This is a genomic window from Kocuria sp. LUK, assembly GCF_021012935.1.
Lineage (GTDB): Bacteria > Actinomycetota > Actinomycetes > Actinomycetales > Micrococcaceae > Kocuria > Kocuria flava.
In genome coordinates this window covers 1-15693 of sequence record NZ_JAJMZI010000007.1, presented here as the reverse complement: position 1 = coordinate 15693, position 15693 = coordinate 1, and the positions used below count along the sequence as shown (strand labels likewise).

Below are 15693 nucleotides of genomic sequence, written 5' to 3'. Positions count from 1 at the left end.
CCGGCCCGGGCGGGCCCGCACGGAGGGACCGGCCGGGGCTCAGATGCGGGTGCGCGAGAAGTTCAGGTGGCTGCGCGAGGCGGTGGGGCCGCGCTGGCCCTGGTAGCGGCTCGCGTAGGCGGCGTCCCCGTAGGGGTGCTCGGCCGGGGAGCTGAGCCGGAAGAAGCACAGCTGGCCGACCTTCGAGCCGGGCCACAGCTTGATCGGCAGGGTGGCCATGTTCGACAGCTCGAGGGTGACGTGGCCGGAGAACCCGGGGTCGATGAACCCCGCCGTCGAGTGGGTCAGCAGCCCGAGCCGGCCCAGCGAGGACTTGCCCTCGAGCCGGGCCGCGACGTCCTCGGGCAGGGTCACCCTCTCCCAGGTCGAGCCCAGGACGAACTCTCCCGGGTGGAGCACGAACGGCTCGTCGGGGTCGACCTCGACCAGCCGGGTGAGGTCCGGCTGCTCGACCGAGGGGTCGATGTGCGCGTACTTGTGGTTGTCGAACAGGCGGAACCAGCGGTCCAGGCGCACGTCGACGCTGGCGGGCTGGACCATGGCGGGGTCGTACGGCTCGAGGACGACCCGTCCCGCGTCGAGCTCCCGGCGGATGTCGCGGTCAGAGATCAGCACGGACCCCAAGGTAGCGCACCGCGCAGGTCCCGGGTGGCGGGCCCCGCACGGTCGTGTACAGTGTTCGATGTCCCGCCCGGCGCACCCGTCGAGCGGAACGAGGACGCGCGGCCGTAGCTCAATGGTAGAGCGCACGCTTCCCAAGCCTGATACGCGGGTTCGATTCCCGTCGGCCGCTCCACGAACGACGAACGCCCTGTGCCGCACGGCACAGGGCGTTCCTCGTCCCCGCCCCTGCCCCGCGGCCGCCGCCTCCGGTAGAATCGCACCCGGCGCCCGCTCGGGCGACCGTCCCCGCCGCCTCCCAGGAGCTCCGCTCACGTCATGCTGCGCACCATGTTCAAGGCCAAGATCCACCGTGCGACCGTGACCCAGGCCGACCTGCACTACGTCGGCTCCGTCACCGTCGACCAGGACCTGCTCGACGCCGCCGACATCCTCCCGGGCGAGCTGGTGGCGATCGTCGACGTCACCAACGGCGCGCGGCTGGAGACCTACACGATCGCCGGCGAGCGCGGCTCGGGCGTGATCGGCATCAACGGCGCCGCCGCCCACCTCGTCCACCCCGGTGACGTCGTCATCCTCATCAGCTACGCGCAGATGGACGACGCCGAGGCCCGCGCCCACGTGCCCTCCGTGGTGCACGTCGACGGGCGCAACCGGATCGTCGAGCTCGGCTCCGATCCCGCGGAGGCGCTGCTCGACGGCGTGGCCCGACCCCCGCACGCCCGCGACCTCGCCGCCGCCCGGGCCGAGCTGCCCACCGGCTGAGGCGGAGCCCCCTCCCGCCCCGGCCGCCCGCCCCCTCCCGCCGCGGCCGAGGACCCCGCCCCCGATGGGGTAGAACGGTAGGGGCCCGGACCCGCGGGCCCCGCAGTGCGAGGAGGGCTCCGTGGCCGGTGTGTTCTCGGGGTTCTTCATCGTCTGGGCGATCATCCTCACCGGCTGGTTCGTGGGCCGGCGCGGGATCCTCGGCCCGCAGGGGCAGCTGGTGCTCAGCAAGTTCGCCTTCTACGTCGCCAGCCCCCCGCTGCTGTTCGTCACCATCGCGGAGGCGGACGTCGCCCGGATGCTCTCCGCCCCCCTGCTGGTCGCCGCCGTCTCGGCGTGGACGACCACCCTCGTCTACGCCGGGCTGTCCCGGTGGGTGCTGCGCCGCGACCTCGCCGCGACCGTGATGGGCGCCCAGGCGGCCTCCCAGGTCAACTCCGCGAACCTCGGCATCCCGATCGCCGCGTTCGTGCTCGGCGACGCCACCCAGGTGGTGCCGGTGATCCTCTTCCAGCTGGCCCTCAACACCCCGGTCTACCTCACCGTGATGGACACCCTCACGGACGGGCGCCGCCCCAGCCCCGTCACGGTCCTGGGCAACGTGGTGACCAACCCGATGATCGTGGGCTCCGGCCTGGGGATCCTCTTCGGGGTGACCGGCTGGCAGCTGCCCGAGGTCCTGCAGCAGCCGGTGGAGCTGATCGCGGGCGCCTCCATCCCGGCGATGCTGCTGGCCTTCGGGATCTCCCTGGTCGGGGCCACGCCCCTGCGCCGCGGCGAGAGCCCGCGGCGGGACGTGCTGCTGGCCTCGGCCTGCAAGCTGCTGCTGCACCCGGTGCTGGCCTTCCTGCTGGCCCGGTTCGTGCTGGGCCTGGACGGGCACCTGCTCTACGCCGTCGTCGTCATGGCCGCCCTGCCCACGGCGCAGAACATCTACGTCGCCGCCGTCCGCTACGGGCGCTCCGAGCTGCTGTGCCGCGACACCGTGCTGCTGACCACCGTGCTGGCCATGCTCACCATGGCCGCCGTGGCCCTGCTGCTGGCCTGAGCGCCCGTCCCCCGATGTGACACGACTGCGAATGGTCAGGTTACTGGTCTGTGAGGTATGCCACCCATAGACTGAAAGCTCCGCGGGAGGACGGCACCGGCCGCACAGGCCCGGCCCTCCCCTCCCCGGAGCGTCGCACCGTCGAAGGGGAGGAACAGACCGTTGACCACCACCTCACACGCCCAGCAGGCCCGCGGGCGAGGGCGGCGCGGCACGGCCGCGGCCCTCGGCGCCGTGGGCGCTCTGGTCCTCACCGGGTGCGGCGGCGCCGACGCCGGTGGCACCCCGACCCTGACCTGGTACATCAACCCCGACGCCGGCGGGCAGGCCGAGCTGGCCCGGCAGTGCACGGAGCAGTCGGGCGGGCGCTACCGCATCGAGACCTCGCTGCTGCCGCGCGACGCGGCCTCGCAGCGGGAGCAGCTGGCCCGCCGCCTGGCCGCCGGGGACAGCTCCATGGACATCATGAGCCTGGACCCGCCGTTCATCCCCGAGCTCGCGGAGCCCGGCTTCCTGGCGACGCCCCCGCAGGAGGTCGTGGACGCGACCACCCAGGACGTGCTGGACGGGCCCCTCGAGGGCGCCCGGTGGAACGACGAGCTGGTGACCATCCCCTTCTGGGCCAACACCCAGCTGCTGTGGTACCGCGAGTCCGTGGCCGAGGCCGCCGGGCTGGACATGGACCAGCCGGTGACGTGGCGGCAGATCATGGACGCCGCCCGCCAGCAGGACAAGTACCTGGGCGTGCAGGGCACGCAGGGCGAGTCGATGACGGTGTGGGTCAACGGGCTCGTGAAGTCCGCCGGCGGGGAGATCATCGAGAACCCCGAGGCGCCCGCGGACGAGATCTCCGTGGGCCTCGACTCCGAGGCCGGGCGCCAGGCCGCCGAGATCGTGGGCACGATCGGGCGCGACGGCCTCGGCGGGCCGGGCCTGCCCACCAGCGACGAGAACGCCTCGATGATCCAGTTCCAGTCCGAGCAGGGCTCGTTCATGGTCAACTGGCCGTTCATCTACGCCGCGACCGCCGCGGCCGTGGAGGACGGCACGGTCGAGGCCTCCGTCTACGAGGACATCGGCTGGGCCCTGTGGCCGCGCGTGGACGCGGACACCCCCTCGGCCCCGCCCCTGGGCGGGATCAACCTCGGCGTGGGGGCGACCTCCGAGCACCAGGACCTCGCGTGGGAGGCGGTGGAGTGCATCGTCCAGCCGGAGAACCAGGCGTACTACTTCGTCACCAACGGCAACCCGGCGGCGTCCGAGGCCGCCTACGAGGACCCGGAGGTGCGCGAGGCGTACCCGATGTACGCGACGATCCGGGAGTCCCTCGACCAGGCCGCCCCGCGGCCCCAGACCCCGTTCTACAACGAGGTCTCGACGGCGATCCAGCAGGAGTGGACCCCGCCGGCCTCCGTCACCGAGAGCACGCCCCGGAACACCGCCGAGTTCATCGAGGCCGTCCTGAGAGGAGACCGTCTGCTATGAGCACCGTCGCCAACCCCAACGCCCCGGGCACCGAGACGACGGCCGGGCAGCGCCCGCCCTCGGGCCGGCGCAGCGCAGGGCCCGTGCTCTCGGACCGCGCCCGCTCCGAGCGCAAGCTCGGGTGGATGCTCGCCGGGCCGGCGTTCGTGATCATGCTCCTGGTCACGATGTACCCGATCCTGCAGGCGCTCTACGACTCGATGTTCTCGTTCCGCCTCACGGCCCCGGACGAGAAGTCCTTCGTCTTCCTCGGCAACTACGCCACGGTCCTCAGCGACCCGGTGTTCCTGCGGGACCTGTGGGTGACCGTGCTGATCACCATCATCACCGTGCTCGTGGAGCTCGTGCTGGGCTTCGCCCTCGCGCTCGTGATGAACAACGCCATCCGCAACACCCGGGGCCTGCTGCGCACCGCGATCCTCGTGCCCTACGGCATCATCACCGTGGTCTCGGCCTTCGCCTGGTTCTACGCGTTCGACATCACCACCGGCTACGTCAACAACTGGTTCTCCTGGGTGCCGGGCATCGGGCCGGACTTCAACTGGTTCTCCTCCCAGTGGCCGGCCCTGTTCGTGATCATGGCCTCGGAGATCTGGAAGACCACCCCGTTCATCTCCCTGCTGCTGCTCTCGGGCCTGGCCCAGGTCCCGAGCGAGTACACGGAGGCGGCCAAGGTCGACGGCGCCACGTGGTGGCAGCGGATGTCGAAGGTGATCCTGCCGAACATGAAGGCCGCGATCATGGTCGCGGTGGTGTTCCGCGCGCTGGACGCCTTCCGCATCTTCGACAACATCTTCATCATGACCCAGGGCCAGTACGGCACCGAGACGCTGTCGCTGCTGGCCTACCGCACCTCGATCGGGCGCCTGGAGATCGGGCTCGGCTCGGCGGTGTCCGTGATCCTGTTCGTGTGCGTGCTGCTGATCGCCTTCATCGCCATCAAGGTGTTCAAGGTCGACCTCGCCGGCTCCGGGAAGGGAAGGTAGTCCCCCATGTCCACCAAGCAGAAGCTCGGCTGGGCCGTGGTCTCGGTCCTCGTGCTGGTCTACGCCCTGTTCCCCGTGGCCTCGATCCTCATGACGTCGTTCAAGTCCCCCTCGGACCTCACCTCGGGGAAGTTCCTGCCCACCCGGTGGGTCGGGGAGAACTACGAGATGATCTTCGTCGGCTCGGCCCGCGACCTGTTCGTCCCGGCGCTGATCAACTCGATCGGCATCTCCCTCATCGCCACGTTCATCGCCGTGGTGCTGGCGACGTTCTGCGCCTACGCGATCGCCCGCCTCGACTTCCCGGGCAAGAAGCTGATCCTCACCGTGGCGCTGGCCGTCTCGGTGTTCCCGGTGATCTCCGTGGTGACCCCGCTGTTCAACCTGTGGCGCCAGATCGGGCTCTACGACACCTGGCCCGGCCTGATCATCCCGTACCTCTCGCTGACCCTGCCGATCTCCATCTGGACGCTCACGGCGTTCTTCCAGCAGATCCCGTGGGACCTCGAGCGGGCGGCGCAGGTGGACGGGGCCACCACGTGGCAGGCCTTCCGCAAGGTCATCGTCCCGCTGGCCACCCCCGGGGTGTTCACCACCGCGATCATCGCGTTCTTCATCGCGTGGAACGACTTCGTCTACGGCATCGGCCTGACCTCCACGGAGGCCGCCCGTCCCGTGCCGGCCGCGCTCGCGTTCTTCACCGGCGCCTCGCAGTTCGAGGACCCGGCGGGGGCGATCTCCGCGGCCGCGATCATCGTGACCATCCCGGTGGTGCTGCTGGTGCTGCTCTTCCAGCGCCAGATCGTCTCCGGCCTGACCCAGGGCGCGGTCAAGGGCTGAGCCCGGCCGCCCACGCCCCTCCCGATCCGACACGAAGGACTGAGTCCCAGATGGCATCCATCACCCTCAAGAACCTCGTCAAGAAGTACGGCGACGGGTTCCCCGCCGTCAACGACGTCTCGATCGACATCGCCGACGGGGAGTTCCTCATCCTGGTGGGCCCCTCCGGCTGCGGCAAGTCGACCCTGCTGCGCATGATCGTGGGCCTCGAGGACATCACCTCCGGGGACCTGCTCATCGACGGCCAGCGGGTCAACGAGAAGGAGCCCCGCGAGCGCAACCTCTCGATGGTCTTCCAGAACTACGCGCTCTACCCGCACCTGACGGTCTACGAGAACATCGCGTTCCCGCTGCGGCTGTCCAAGGGGAAGTTCTCCGAGGAGGAGATCGACCGGAAGGTCCGCCACGCCGCCTCGACCCTCGACCTCGACGAGCACCTCGAGCGCAAGCCGGCGAACCTCTCCGGCGGCCAGCGCCAGCGCGTGGCGATGGGCCGGGCGATCGTGCGGGACGCCGACGCGTTCCTCTTCGACGAGCCCCTGTCCAACCTGGACGCGAAGCTGCGCGGCCAGATGCGCACCGAGATCGCCCAGCTGCAGCGGCGGATGGGCATCACCTCGGTCTACGTCACCCACGACCAGACCGAGGCGATGACCCTCGGCGACCGGGTGGCCGTGCTGAAGAAGGGCGTGCTGCAGCAGATCGCGTCCCCGCGGGAGCTCTACGAGCAGCCCGTCAACCTGTTCGTGGCCGGGTTCATCGGCTCGCCGTCGATGAACTTCATCCCGGCGCACGTGCGCGACGGGGTGTTCGTGACCCCCCTGGGCGAGATCGCCGTCCCGGAGCAGGCCGCCGGCCGGCTGCCCGGCGACGACTCGATCGTGCTGCTGGGCGTGCGCCCGGAGCACTTCGAGGACGCGAAGTTCGTGGACGAGGCGGTCGCCGCGCGCGGGACGACCTTCGACGCCCGCTTCACCCACACCGAGTGGCTGGGCAACCAGCAGTACGGCTACATCCGCTACCAGCCCGACGAGGCCGTGCAGTCGAAGCTCAACGAGCTCGCCCGCGACCTGGACGCCGACGAGATGACCCCGCAGCTGGTGGTCTCCCTCGACGCGTCCTCGCGCATCCGCGGCGGCACGGAGGGCCGGATCTGGCTGGACACCCGCCGGATGCACGTCTTCGACCCGGAGACCGGGGAGAACCTCACCCGCGACGCCGAGGCCGGGGCCGAGCTGACCCGCGAGGCCGCCGAGGAGCGCACGGCCGAGATCGAGCGGGCCCGCCAGGAGCTGGCCGCGGCCGGGTGAGCCCCGCGCCGGTCGGCCCGGCGCGCGGCAGGCAGGTCCGAGGAGCCCGTCCCCGTCCCGGGGGCGGGCTCCTCCCCCGTTCCCGGGCCCGCCCGCGGCGGCGCCCCGGGCGGGGCCCCGGCCCGGGGATCCGCCGCCGCGGCGGCCGGGCCGGCCGGCGGAACCTCCGCTCCCCGGGAGGCTCAGGCGCCGGCCTGCTGGGCCCAGGGCAGCCACAGGACGAGGCCGACGACGGCCAGCAGCGCGGCGGCGGTCGCCGCGGAGCGCACCCGCGGGTGGCGCAGCCGCCAGGGCACGAGCCGGGGCCACCGGGCGGCGAGCTCGGGCGCGGTCGCGGACGGCACCCGGGTGCAGGGCCGCCCCAGCGACTCCGCGAGCTCCCCGAGGGTCCGGGCGTCCCACACCGGCCCGTCGAGGGCGAGCACGCGGCGCCCTCCGCGCCCGGCGGCCCACAGGTGCGCGGTGGCGCCCCCGCGCGGGGCGTCGGGCGCGCGGCGCAGGGCCTCGACGAGCACCACGTGCTCGATCCCGTCCAGGGGCGCGGCGGCGAAGCCCACGGTGCGCGAGCGCAGCACGTGGGTGTCGGTGCGCACGGCCAGGGCGGGGCGCAGCCGGCTCCAGCACGCGGCGGCCGCGAGCACGACGAGGACGAGCACCGTGAGACCGGTCCCGCCCGGGGGCCGCCGCCAGAACAGCAGCAGCACCCCGGCGACGGCGACCGCGAGGGCCGGCAGGCACGCGAGCACCCTCCGGCCGTAGGCGCCCAGCCGCGGGCGGAAGGCCCGGCGCGCGGGACCGTACTGGGCGGGGACCTGCCGGAGGGCGTCGGCCACGGGGAGCTCCTGACGGGGGTTCGGGGACGGTGCGGGGCGCGGCGGGCCGGAGCGCAGCGGCGCCGGCCCGGCCCGGGCGGCGGCAGGGGAAGCGTACCCGCCGCGGGTGGACGCGGGGTGGACGGGCCGGGATCGGTTAGCGTAAGCGGATGGACTCGAACACCCGCGTGCTCAAGGCCGTCGGGGCCTGGCTGTTCCTGCTCGTGCTCGCGGTGGCCGCCGCCGCCGTCACGATCGCCCTGGTCAACAAGTACCTCTACGGCCCCACCACGGACGTGCGCGCCTACGTCGAGGACCTGCGCGACGGCGAGGGCGGGGAGGCGCTGGGGCTGCTCAACGCCGAGGTCCCGGAGGCCGACGCCGCGATGCTCGACGGCGCCCCGCTCGAGGCCGCCGCCGGCTCCCTCGAGGACGTCGAGGTGAGCACCGTCGAGGACACCGGGGACGGCGGCGCCGCGGTGCGCGCCGAGTACGTCCTCGACGGGCAGCGGCACAGCTCGCAGTTCGACCTGCACCCGGTGGACACCCAGTGGGGCTTCTTCACGGTGTGGGCCTTCGACGGGTCGCGCCTGCCCGTCGTCGAGGTGAGCCTGCCCGGTGCCTCCTCCGTCGACCTCAACGGCACGGCGGTGGCCCTGCCCGGGTCCTCGGGCGAGTTCGCGGTGTTCTACCCGGGGGTCTACACCGCCTCCTACGACTCCGAGCTGGTGCGCGCCGAGCCGCGGACCGCGGTCGTGACCGGGCCGGGCCAGCGGGCGCGGATCGAGCTCGAGGCGGAGCCGACCGACCGGCTGCGCGAGGAGGTCGACCGGCAGCTGCGCGAGCACCTCGAGGGCTGCGCGGAGCAGGACACGCTCTACCCCGCCGGCTGTCCCTTCTCCTACGAGTTCGACGGCCGGGTCGCCGGCGAGGTCGAGTGGAGCATCGTCGAGCACCCCGAGCCGGAGATCGTCGTGGGCACCCGCGGCGGGGGCGGCTGGGGCCTGGAGCCGGCGCGGGGCACGGCGCGCATCGCCTTCGACTCCCTGGACCTGTTCACGGGGGAGGTCGAGCGGGTCGAGCGCGAGGTGCCCTTCGAGGTCTCGGCCGACCTCGCGGTCGACCGCTCGACCGTGACGGTCACCCCGCGCGGCTGAGCCCCCGGAGCACACCGGGCCGCACGAGCCGCAGGCGCAGCTCCCGGGCCGCCGTCCGGCGGCCCGGGAGAGGACCTCAGTTGACCCCGCGCAGGTCCAGGACGAGCTCGTCGTCCCCCTCGGGGTCCAGCACGTAGGGGATGCCCCAGTCCTGCTGGTAGAGGTGGCAGGCGGCGTGGTCGGGGATCTCCCCGCCCGGCTCGCCGTCGCAGGCCGCGGCGCGCGCGGTGATGTGCAGGACCCCCTCGCGCACCCCCTCGACGAGCACGAGCTCCCGGCGCAGCCCCTGGGCCGTGCCCGCGCCCTCGCCCAGCGCCTCCTCCGGGGAGGCGGAGATCCTCAGCTGCGTCGGGTCGCCCCACCGGTCGTCGAGCTTCTGGCCCGTGGGGGCGCTGAAGCGCACGTCGACCGTCAGCGCGCCGGGGGCCAGCCTCGTGCGGGGCCGCTGCGTCCGTGCGGCGCCCTCGTCGACCCGCTGGGCGGCCGCCGGGACCGGGACCCGCACGAGGCGGTGGGCGTTGGCCTCCACGACCACGAGCAGCGGCTGCTCCCCCGAGACGTCGAGCAGGACGTCGGAGGGCTCGGCCAGGCCGCGGGCCAGGGTCGCGACCTGGCCGGTGCGCGGGTCGTAGTGGCGCACGGCGCCGTTGTAGGTGTCGGCCACGGCCACGGAGCCGTCGGGCAGCTGGGCCACGCCGAGGCAGTGCTGCATCCGGGCCTGCGCGGCGTCGCCGTCGCGGAAGCCGAAGTCGAACAGTCCCTCGCCCACGGCGGTCTCGACGGCCGCGGCGCCGTCGTCGTCGAACCGGACCACGCGCAGGGCGGAGGTCTCGGAGTCGGCGACCCACACGTTGCCGTGGTGGTCCTCGGCCAGCCCGGAGGACTGCGCGAACCACGCCTCGCCGGCCGCGCCGTCCTTGAGGCCCTCGTCGCCGGTGCCCGCGAGCACGGCCAGGCGGCCGGTGCGCGGGTCGAAGGAGAACAGCTGGTGGGTGCCGGCCATCGCGACGACGAGCCGGTCGGCGGCCGTGGACCACACGACGTCCCACGGCGAGGACAGCGCCACGTCCAGCGGGTCGGCGTCGGGGTCGATGTGGTTGGGCTCCGCGCCGCGGGCCCGCTCCTCGTCGAGCAGGCGCTGCACGCCGTTGCCGGCGACCGTGCGGACCCGGCCCGTGGCGAGCTCGACCCCGCGCAGGCGGTGGTTGACCGAGTCGGCGACGACGACGTCGTAGCCGACCGCCGCCCGCACCTGCTCCGGCAGCAGGGTCAGGCCCTGCGGCTCGGTGAAGCGGGCGGTGTCCGCGTCCCCGTCCTGGTGGCCCTTGCCGGCGCCGATGACGCGCTGGACGGTCTCGAGGTCGTTGCCGAGCTGGACCAGCCGGTGGTGGCCGGTGTCGGAGACGAGGAACGAGCCGTCCGGCAGGGGCAGGACCTTCCCGGGGAAGCGCAGGTCGCCCTCGGGCGCGGGGCGGGGGACGTAGGGGCCGTCGCCGCGGTGCAGGGTGCCCTTGGCCTCGTGCTCGGCCACGAGCTCCTCGACGAGGGGGACGAGGCCCTGCACGTGGCCCTCCCCGGAGAGGTGGGCCACGATGTAGCCCTCGGGGTCGACGACGACGAGCGTGGGCCACGCGCGGGCCGTGTAGGCCTGCCACGTGGTCAGCTCGGGGTCGTCGAGGACCGGGTGGTGGATCTCGTACCGGTCCACGGCCGCGGCCAGGGCCTCCGGGTCGGCCTCGTGCTCGAACTTCGGGGAGTGCACCCCGACGGTCACGAGCACGTCGGCGAAGCGCTCCTCGAGGGGGCGCAGCTCGTCGAGCACGTGCAGGCAGTTGATGCAGCAGAAGGACCAGAAGTCCAGGATCACGACCTTGCCGCGCAGCGCGGCGAGGTCCAGCGGCTTGTCGCCGGTGTTGAGCCAGGCCCGGCCCTCCAGCTCGGAGGCGCGGACGCGGGAGGTGAGGCGCACGGTGTCAGGTCCTTTCGACGGCGTGGTGGGGTGCTTGTCAGGTGGTCGACGCGGGGGCGCGGCCGGTGGTCCGGTCCCGCCCCCGCGCGGGCCCGCGCGCCCTCGGGAGCGCGGGCCGGGCGGGTCAGCGCCGGGCGGCGCGGTCGTCGTGCTCGGCGAGCCCGGCCATCATCTCGTTGTAGGCCTTCAGCTCGGCGTCGTCGGTGCGGTCGGCCTTCCGGTCGGCGCGGCGGTTCTCCTTCGTGCCCTCGATCGCCCACAGCACGGCGACGACGACGGCCACCACGACCGTGGGGAACTCCCCGATGCCCCACATCAGGGCCCCGCCGAACTGCTGGTCCTCGATCGCCGTCCGGCCCCAGTCGCGGCCCGTGTTGCCGAACCAGGAGGCCTGCAGCAGGGTGTCCGAGCCCATGAGGGCGACGCCCACGAAGGCGTGGTAGACCATCGTGGCCAGCAGCAGCACGAGCCGCATCATGTGCCCGGGCCGGCGCGGGATGGGGTCGGTGCCGATGAGCACGAGCATGAACAGGTACCCGGTGATCAGGAAGTGGGTGACCATGAACACGTGGCCCACGTGGTAGCGGAGGGTGAGGCCGAACAGCGGGGTGAAGTAGAAGACCACGATCGAGGCGGCGAAGTTCACCGCGGCGAACACGGGGTGGGTGACGACCCGGCTCCAGGTCGAGTGCACCAGGCGCAGGATCCACTCGCGGGGCCCGCGGGAGCCGTCCTGCCGGGGCTCGAGGGCCTTCAGCAGCAGGGTCACCGGGGCGCCCAGCACGAGGAAGATCGGCACGACCATGGTCAGCATCATGTGCTCGACCATGTGGGCGGAGAACAGCACCCGGCCGTAGACGGCCGGCCCGCCCGAGGTGATCCAGAACAGCACGCCCAGCCCGGTGACCCAGGACAGGGCGCGCAGCACGGACCACGCGTCCCCGCGCCGGCGCACCCGCACCATCGCGCGCAGGTAGACCACGAGCAGGACCAGGCACACCGTCAGCCACAGCCAGTCCACGCGCCAGGTGGTGAACCACGACGCCGCGGTGGGCTCGGGCGGCAGCTCGTACCAGGTGAGGATCAGGGCCGGGGAGGCGTCCGGGGCGATCGTCTCGGGCACCGGCGGGGCGGTGCGCGAGAGCGCCACGGCCAGGCCCATGACGGCGCCCATGACGAGCAGCTCGCCCAGGACCAGCTGCCACACCGCGCGGCGGGGCCCGATCCGCCCGGCCTCGAGCCCGGGGATCAGCCGGCGGCGGTGGACGAGGCCGGCCGCCCCGAGCAGCAGGGTCAGCACGGCCTTGGTCAGGGCGATCTCCCCGTAGGGGCTGAACAGCTGCTCCCAGGAGCCGATGCGCACCGCGGAGTTGACCACCCCGGAGGCGGCGACGAGCAGGAACGCGGCGAGCGCGACCGCGGAGAAGCGGCGCAGCACGACGGCGGCCAGCGGCACCCGCCGCACGGCCCCGCCGGTGCGGCCGCGGGCGGACCCGGCGGGCAGGGCCGCGGTGCCGGCCTCCGGGGCGTCGAGCCACGGCGCGAGCCAGGCGAGGACCACGAGCCCGCCGGTCCACAGGCACACCCCGAGCAGGTGCAGGCCGAGGGAGTTGACCGCGCCCATGTGGTCGTTGCCCCCGGCGGAGTGGCCGTTGAGGGCCATGGCCACGAGGGCGGTGCACGCGAGGCCGGCGGTCAGCAGCAGCCCGAGGAGGGCGCGCACCCCGAAGAGCAGGGTCGTGACCACGGCGGCGACCACGACGATCACGGACTGGGCCTGTCCCGTGGGGATCTCGGTGGCGTAGTGCACCAGCTGCCCGGTGTAGGTCTCGTCCCCGCCCACGGGCACGCCGGCCACGTCCGAGTAGGAGAGCACGAGCACCGCGACGGCGGCCACGGTCCACACGACCGCGGCCGCCCCGCCGAGGCGCAGCGTCTGCGTGAACAGCGGGTGCTCCGGCGCGGGGTCCTGCCCGGTGCCGCGGCGGCGGCCGGTCCCCCGGTGCTTCGGCACGATCCCGAGGGCGAACAGCAGGGAGCCGAGCACCACGACGAGGGCGCCGTCGTGGACGACCTCCGCCACGGGCAGGCCCCAGCGCACCAGGGCGCCGGGGTCCGCGGCCAGGCGCGGGGCGCCGGAGCCGCTCCACAGCATCGCCAGCACGAGCGCCGTGAGGGCGACGACGGGCACGGCCGCGAGCGTCCACGGCTCCGGCCGGCGGCCGCCGGTCCCCCGGGTCCCCGTCTCCTGCGGCCCCGTGCCGCGGTCGGTGCGCTGCACCGTCCTGGAAGTCATGCGTGCGTCTCCTTCACCCGCCCCTCGACGACGGGGCGGTCCGCTCCCCATTGTCCCCCGCCGCGCAAGCCGGTGGGGCCGGGGGTGGCGGGGCTCACGGGGCCCGGCCGCGGTGGGCCGGGCCCCGTGCGGTGCCGTGGCGCTCAGGCCCGCAGCAGGGCGTCGCCCACGAACCCGTCCTCGGCGCAGCCCGGCGGCACCGCGAACACGGCCGAGCCGACGGGCGTCGTCCACGCGTTGAGCATGTCCAGCTCGTCGAGACGGCGCTGGATCGGCACGAACTGCCGGTCGGGGTCGGCCTGGTAGGACGCGAAGATCATCCCCGCGTCGCCGGCCCCGCCCGCCCCGGGCAGGTCGTAGTTGTAGACCCGCCGGTGGATCCGCTCCACCGGGTCCGCCGGGCGCGCGCGGCGCACGTGCGCGTAGGGCGCGACGACCGGGAAGCCGAGGGGGCCCGTCGCCGCCAGGTCCGGCTCGTCGTGCTCGGCGGTGCCCGTCAGGGGTGCGCCGTCGGCCAGGCGGCGGCCCACCGCGTCCTCGCGGGCGGGGGTGTCGACCTCGTCCCAGGCGTCGAGGTCCATCCGGATCCGGCGGACCACCAGGGCGGTGCCGTCCTCGATCCACGGGGCCGGGTCCGCCCTGCCGTAGACCACGCGCTCGAACTCCTCGGACCCGGGGCGGGCATCGGCGGTGCCGTCGACCTGGCCGAAGAGGTTGCGCATCGTGGTGCCCTCCGGGACGGCCCCGACCGTGTGCCGGAACCCGTCCTGCACCCACCGCACGGTCGCGGTGGAGCGGGCGCCCTTGCGGAGCACCCGCTGCGCGTGGGAGAGCGCGAGCCGGTCGTCCGCGCACAGCTGCAGCAGCAGGTCCCCGCCGCTCCAGCGCTCCTCGAGGCGGTCGATCGAGAACGCCGGCAGGGGCCGCAGCCACGGCGGCACCCGGCCGGGGGCGAGCAGGCCCAGCAGCCGCGGGCCGAAGCCGAAGGTCACCGTGAGCCGGGCCGGGTGCGCGGCCAGCCACGGCTCCTGGTCCCCGACCGGGGCCGTGCCGCGGGCGAGGTCGGCCGCGTCGGCGGAGAGCACCCGCAGCAGGCGCCGCACGGCCTCCGGACCCGCGCCCGGGCGCAGGTCCAGGGCCACGAAGGACGCGAACGCCTGCGGCACGGTGCCCACCCCGGCCTGCCGGGCCCCGTGGAAGGGCTCGGTCCGCCCGCCGTGGGCCGCAGGCACGGGCTGCTCCACCGGGGCCGCGGCGGTGCCGCGGCGCAGGGACTCGGCCCCGAGCGCCGTGGCCGCGCCGGCGGAGGCGACGCCGCCGGCCACGAGCAGCCCGCGGCGGCTCAGCCCGCCCCGACGGGGGCCGGGCTCACGCATCGCAGGCGGGCAGCTCGGCGGCCGCCGTCGTGCCGTCGTGGGCCGCGGAAGCCCCCGCAGCGGGGGTCCCCTCCGCGGAGCCGCCGTGCATCGTGCCGGCCTCCCCGGAGCCGCCGTGCCCGGAGGTCCCGTCCGCGGTGTCCCCGGGCGACGACGCGGCGGGCGAGGTGGTCCCGTGGGAGGCCGGGGCGCCCTGCTCGGGGCCCTCGCCGGGGCGGTACTCCTCCCGGGCCCCGGCGTAGTCGCGGATCGCCGCCGTGAGCACCTGCTCGGTGCCGTCCTCGAACTGCAGGCGCAGCGCGAGCTCGTCCCCGGCGTGGAGCCCGCACCGCAGGTCCAGGAGCATGATGTGGTCCGCCCCGGGCTCGAGCGCGTAGGAGTCCCCCGGCGCGATCGTCACGGGCTCCTGGAGCCGCCGCATCACGGTGGCCCCGGTCTCCGGGTCCAGGACGGTCTCGTGCAGCTCGACGGCGCCGGCGACGCCCTCGGCGCTGGCGCCGGTCAGCACGACCGGGCTGTCGCCGTCGTTGACGAGCGTGCCGAACACGCCCGTCATGCCGCCGGTCGTGCGGGCCTTGGCCCAGGGCCGCTCGACGGTCAGCGGCCCGGACGCGGTGCCGTCCGCGGCGGTGCCGTCCGCGGCGGCGGCGCTCGCGGCGGCGGTGGCCTCCGGCCCGGCGGCTGGGGTCCCGCAGCCGGTGAGGGCCAGGGCGCCGAGCGCGAGCACGGCCGTGCCGCGCAGCAGGCGCGGCACGGACCTCCCGGCGGGACGCCGCGGTGCGGACGGGGAGCCGGCGGCGGTGCGGATCGGGGTGGGGTGCACGGTGGTGCGCATGGTGGTGGTCCTTCGGGGACGGGCGCGGACGGGGCCGCGCCGGAAGCGGGTGCGGGACGTGCGGGCGGGCACGGGAGCGGGTCCCGGTCCCCTGCCGGCGGGCGGGGACGGGCGGCCGGGCCGGGCGAGAGGACGCGCGGGCCCGGCCGTGGCGACGGCTGCGGCGCCGACGGGACCGGCGCCGGCCGCGGCG

General features: G+C 74.4%; 13 protein-coding genes and 1 tRNA gene. 8 read left to right on the top strand and 6 right to left on the bottom strand.

Going from position 1 to position 15693, the window contains the following annotated elements; translation table 11 throughout:
- Positions 1-39 precede the first annotated feature (39 nt).
- A complete protein-coding gene (dcd, locus tag LQU92_RS12760) occupies positions 40-615 on the bottom strand; it encodes a dCTP deaminase (RefSeq protein ID WP_230781161.1) in 576 nt (191 codons plus the stop codon).
- A 107-nt stretch (positions 616-722) separates the two neighbouring features.
- Here dcd and LQU92_RS12755 point away from each other — a divergent pair.
- The 7 genes from LQU92_RS12755 (at position 723) to LQU92_RS12725 (ending at position 7055) form a co-directional block, all read left to right on the top strand.
- A tRNA-Gly gene (locus tag LQU92_RS12755) sits at positions 723-796 on the top strand.
- 143 nt (positions 797-939) lie between these two features.
- Entirely contained in the window at positions 940-1386 is a 447-nt protein-coding gene (panD, locus tag LQU92_RS12750; protein WP_230781159.1) for an aspartate 1-decarboxylase, read from the top strand.
- Positions 1387-1507: 121 nt separating this feature from the next.
- Positions 1508-2434: an AEC family transporter gene (locus LQU92_RS12745; protein ID WP_058859594.1), complete on the top strand. Its 927-nt coding sequence runs from the start codon at positions 1508-1510 to the stop codon at positions 2432-2434.
- A 162-nt stretch (positions 2435-2596) separates the two neighbouring features.
- Positions 2597-3919 carry an extracellular solute-binding protein gene (locus LQU92_RS12740; RefSeq protein ID WP_230781157.1) on the top strand — a complete coding sequence of 441 codons (1323 nt, stop codon included), beginning with the start codon at positions 2597-2599 and terminating at the stop codon, positions 3917-3919.
- A complete protein-coding gene (locus LQU92_RS12735) occupies positions 3916-4905 on the top strand; it encodes a carbohydrate ABC transporter permease (RefSeq protein WP_230781155.1) in 990 nt (329 codons plus the stop codon). The genes LQU92_RS12740 and LQU92_RS12735 overlap by 4 nt, the downstream gene beginning before the upstream one ends.
- Before the next feature lie 6 nt (positions 4906-4911).
- Positions 4912-5745 (top strand): carbohydrate ABC transporter permease, encoded by an 834-nt coding sequence (locus LQU92_RS12730; RefSeq protein ID WP_101851757.1) that lies wholly within the window; start codon positions 4912-4914, stop codon positions 5743-5745.
- A 50-nt stretch (positions 5746-5795) separates the two neighbouring features.
- Positions 5796-7055: an ABC transporter ATP-binding protein gene (locus LQU92_RS12725; RefSeq protein WP_230781153.1), complete on the top strand. Its 1260-nt coding sequence runs from the start codon at positions 5796-5798 to the stop codon at positions 7053-7055.
- Between the two features lie 182 nt (positions 7056-7237).
- Here the strand turns inward: LQU92_RS12725 and LQU92_RS12720 are convergent, their stop codons facing one another.
- Positions 7238-7888, bottom strand: coding sequence for a hypothetical protein (locus tag LQU92_RS12720; RefSeq protein WP_230781151.1), 651 nt, complete (start codon positions 7886-7888; stop codon positions 7238-7240).
- 149 nt (positions 7889-8037) lie between these two features.
- On the opposite strand from LQU92_RS12720, the gene LQU92_RS12715 reads away from it, so the two are divergent.
- On the top strand, positions 8038-9024 hold the full coding sequence (locus LQU92_RS12715) for a hypothetical protein (protein WP_230781150.1): 987 nt from the start codon (positions 8038-8040) through the stop codon (positions 9022-9024).
- Positions 9025-9100: 76 nt separating this feature from the next.
- On the opposite strand, the gene LQU92_RS12710 is transcribed toward LQU92_RS12715, so the two are convergent.
- From LQU92_RS12710 to LQU92_RS12695, 4 genes are all read right to left on the bottom strand, one after another.
- Positions 9101-10993, bottom strand: coding sequence for an NHL domain-containing thioredoxin family protein (locus LQU92_RS12710; RefSeq protein ID WP_230781149.1), 1893 nt, complete (start codon positions 10991-10993; stop codon positions 9101-9103).
- A 124-nt stretch (positions 10994-11117) separates the two neighbouring features.
- Positions 11118-13289, bottom strand: a complete 2172-nt coding sequence (locus tag LQU92_RS12705) for a cytochrome c oxidase assembly protein (protein WP_101851753.1) — start codon at positions 13287-13289, stop codon at positions 11118-11120.
- A gap of 143 nt (positions 13290-13432) precedes the next feature.
- Positions 13433-14665: a Dyp-type peroxidase gene (locus LQU92_RS12700; protein ID WP_230781148.1), complete on the bottom strand. Its 1233-nt coding sequence runs from the start codon at positions 14663-14665 to the stop codon at positions 13433-13435.
- Positions 14658-15500 (bottom strand): copper chaperone PCu(A)C, encoded by an 843-nt coding sequence (locus LQU92_RS12695; RefSeq protein WP_230781146.1) that lies wholly within the window; start codon positions 15498-15500, stop codon positions 14658-14660. The genes LQU92_RS12700 and LQU92_RS12695 overlap by 8 nt, the downstream gene beginning before the upstream one ends.
- Positions 15501-15693 lie beyond the last annotated feature (193 nt).